This window comes from Streptomyces sp. NPDC051133 (genome assembly GCF_040682635.1).
GTDB lineage: Bacteria > Actinomycetota > Actinomycetes > Streptomycetales > Streptomycetaceae > Streptomyces.
Genome location: NZ_JBFBBK010000181.1, coordinates 1 through 2,481, shown reverse-complemented (window position 1 = coordinate 2,481; position 2,481 = coordinate 1). Strand labels below are relative to the sequence as shown.

General features: G+C 65.9%; 2 protein-coding genes and 2 pseudogenes. 2 read left to right on the top strand and 2 right to left on the bottom strand.

What is annotated here, in order from left to right:
• Nucleotides 1-125 precede the first annotated feature (125 nt).
• A pseudogene (locus AB0N17_RS46125) lies at nt 126-630 on the bottom strand (methyltransferase domain-containing protein); the annotation flags it as partial.
• A gap of 1 nt (nt 631) precedes the next feature.
• Between AB0N17_RS46125 and AB0N17_RS46120 the strand changes: the two are divergent.
• Both AB0N17_RS46120 and AB0N17_RS46115 read left to right on the top strand, forming a co-directional pair.
• Nucleotides 632-1,156 (top strand): annotated as a pseudogene (locus AB0N17_RS46120) (transposase); the annotation flags it as partial.
• A 275-nt stretch (nt 1,157-1,431) separates the two neighbouring features.
• On the top strand, nt 1,432-2,127 hold the full coding sequence (locus AB0N17_RS46115; protein ID WP_366017655.1) for a class I SAM-dependent methyltransferase: 696 nt from the start codon (nt 1,432-1,434) through the stop codon (nt 2,125-2,127).
• A gap of 146 nt (nt 2,128-2,273) precedes the next feature.
• Here AB0N17_RS46115 and AB0N17_RS46110 read toward each other — a convergent pair.
• Nucleotides 2,274-2,481 (bottom strand): transposase (locus AB0N17_RS46110; protein WP_366017654.1); only part of this gene is annotated, 208 nt, incomplete at its 5' end.

Sequence of the window (2,481 nt, the reverse complement as noted above, 5' to 3'; positions counted from 1 at the left end):
CGCCGGCCCCGGTGAAGCATCGCGTGAGTGGTGTGTGACGGGTGGCTGGTCGTTGTTTGAGAACTGCACAGTGGACGCGAGCATCTGTGGCCAAGGCGGCGCGTCAGCAGCTCCCGGACCGCGTCGCGCAGCCGGTTGGCCTGCCGCTGCGCAGGACTGCTGTCGTCCAGGCATGCCAGTGGCTGCAGAGCGGTATCGGCGTCCTCGACCAGCAGCCAGCCGCCGGGCCGTAGCGCTGCCGCCGTCGTGGCCAACGCACGAGCCCGGTCGGGTACATGGACCAGCACGAGCCGGGCGTGCACCAGATCGAACGTCCCCGGCTCCGGGGGCGGATCAGCGGCGACGTCGTGCTGGCGCACCTCGTACCCGCCGCCTGCCATCAGCCACGACGGAGTCCGTGGCCAGCACGTGCCCGGTCGGACCGACGGCCACCGCGAGCGCCTCCGGGATACCGGGGCCACCAGCCCCCACTTCCCAGTAGCGCGAGCCAGCCCTAACCCCCAGTCGATCCAAGTGCCCGAGCGTCACACCGTCGAACAGCTCGGCCAGCCAAACGGATTGCTCGCCCGCCTCGGCGCGCGCGTTGTCCAGCAAGTACCCGCGGGCGGGAGCGGACACATCACAGGTCAAGGCGATCCGCAAGGTGATGATCGGCGCCTCCTACCAGCGGTGCCGGGTGCACTTCCTGCGCAACGTCTTCGGCGTGATCCCGAAGGACGCCGCCGAGATGGTCGCCGCCACCATCCGCACCATCTTCGCCCAGCCTGACCAGGACGCCGTCCGCGGCCAGCTCGACACGGTCGCCGACATGCTCGGCGCACAGTTCCCGCAGGTCAAGCGGATGCTCCTGGAAGCCAAGGACGATCTGACGGCCTTCGCGGCCTTCCCGGAACGGCACTGGAAGAAGATCCAGTCCACAAATCCGCTGGAGCGGGTCAACCGGGAAATCAAGTGTCGCGTCGACGTCGTCCAGGTCTTCCCCAACGACGACTCGCTACTGCGGCTGGTCACCGCCGTGCTCTTCGAGATGCACGACGAGTGGATCGCCTTCCCCCGCCGTTACCTCCCCGAGGAGAGCATGGACCAGATCTACCCCGCCGAGCTCCCCGAAAGCGCCCCCAAACTACCCAACACCACCAACACAACGGCCGATTGATCGGCTACACCACGACAAGGGACACGACCATGGCGGGCTCGACCTCGTACCGGACGCCTTCGATCACGACGTAAAATCGGGGCCAGCGGATCCAGCAGATGCACGTCCCCGTTCGTGACTCCCAGGGCTTCCCACCCAACAGACCGTCATAAACCGGACACCATCCGACTACGCTGAAGCCCTGACCTGAGTGCCTGTCCAAGCCCCCGCCCGCCGTGACCGCTACGCTCAGAACTGCATGGTCAGATAGCTATGGCTCCTGCGAAAATTCTTCAATGACAGCCGATACCGCATATCACGGTGAGATGGGCAGGCAGTTCGCTCTCCATGCCACGAACAGCGCCTACAACGCCCACACCGACCGACCGGCCATGCTCGAACTCGCCGGTGATGTGAGCAGCCTACGGGTGCTGGATCTCGGATGCGGGGCCGGGCACTACGCCGCCGAACTACTGCGGATGGGGGCAGGGCAGGTTGTCGGCGTCGAAGGCAGCGAGACCCTGCTGCGGGCCGCGCAGGAGCGGCTCGAAGACAAAGCTGTCCTGCACCGGCACGACTTGGAGGAGCCGCTGTCCTTCTTGGCGGACCAATCGTTCGACCTGGCCGTGATGGCCCTCGTCTACCACCACATCGACGCACGTGGCCAACTGCTCGCAGAACTCCGTCGCGTTCTGCGACCAGGAGGAACGCTACTTGTCTCCACCACCCACCCCACCGGCGACTGGAACTACTTCGGCGGTTCCTACTTCGCCAGTGAGCGGGTGGAGCTTCCGTTCGGCGATGGATTCGCCCTCAACCACTGGCGGATGACGCTGGAGCAGTTCCTCCAAGAGCTGCTCGGTGCTGGGTTCGCGCTGGAAAAGCTGACGGAACCACGCGCCACGCAGGAGGCCCGACTCGTCGATATCCGCCGATATGACAAGACCCATCAACAGCCTCACTTCCTGGCCGTCAAGCTACGGCGCCCGTGACGAAGCACGCCTCGACGACCGGGCAGGCCTCACGCCGGCCTCGATGAGCCAAGCGCGTCGTTGGTCAACTTGACCCGGCCCTGAAGGATCGGGCTTGACGGTAGCGCCCAACTGGCCGCTGGGTTGGCTCTTCCATCCAGACACTCCTATGGGGCGGCAGGGACGCGTGACTCATGCCCCGCATTCCGCACGCTCTCGACACGCGTGGCGATGTTGCGGGAAGCATTCCGGTCGGCGTGGGCAACGACCCCGCATCTTGGGCAGATGAAAAGACCCTGGCCGACACGGTTCCGCTTGTCGACGTGGCCGCACTCGGCGCACGTCTGCGACGTGTACGCGGGATCAACGAAGACC